This is a genomic window from Pseudomonas nicosulfuronedens, from assembly GCF_005877905.1.
Taxonomy (GTDB): Bacteria; Pseudomonadota; Gammaproteobacteria; order Pseudomonadales; family Pseudomonadaceae; genus Pseudomonas; species Pseudomonas nicosulfuronedens.
In genome coordinates, this window is sequence record NZ_SWDV01000131.1 from 1 (window position 1) to 652 (window position 652).

The following is a 652-nucleotide window of genomic DNA, read 5'->3' on the forward strand; positions in this document are numbered from 1 at the left end:
TCAACGTCAAACTTGATCAGCATTACTCCTCCCAGCGCTAAAGCTGGATGTGGCGGTATTAATCTGTACTCCGGTTCTTTTTCATTTATTAATGGCGAGGAGTTCGTGGCACTGATGCGGAACATCGCTGCAAACGCGACTGGGATCGTATCTGGCTTTGCATTTGATCTCGCTATTGATGCAATGGATGCTCAAACTGCAGGTGTCATTCGGAACCTGGCGAATAAGATCCAGTCCCTAAATCAGATGTTCTCGAATAGCTGTCAAATTGCCAGCGGTCTAATTACTGATGCAAAAAAGGCTTATGAAGAGTCTTCAGACTTATCATCGGCGATCAGTGCCTTCGGTAATAATGTGGCTACGGACTTCTTCAGTGCAAAATCTACCGCAGATGATTCACCTGCCAACAGACTGGTCTCTTCCGGGAAAGCAACTAATTGCAAGGACGTTGGCAATGTTCTGTGGTGTGCCATGCAGAAGACAAGCTTAGCTTCTCAGATTCTGTTTGGAAGTGATGAGAATGCCGAGTTCATTATGTCGATGGTGGGGTCTTTCATAATTACACCAGCAACAGACGAGAAGGGAGGGAAGAACTTCACAGTCACCCCTCTCCCTACGCTCATCGGCAGCGATGGCGTAAAGTTCTTCGTAG

The 652-nt window shown here is 46.9% G+C and carries 1 protein-coding gene; it reads left to right on the plus strand.

Annotated elements, in window-relative coordinates; translation table 11 throughout:
• Positions 1–652, plus strand: a 652-nt coding sequence (locus FAS41_RS30755; RefSeq protein WP_177421681.1) for a conjugal transfer protein TraH, incomplete at both ends; no start/stop codon positions are given.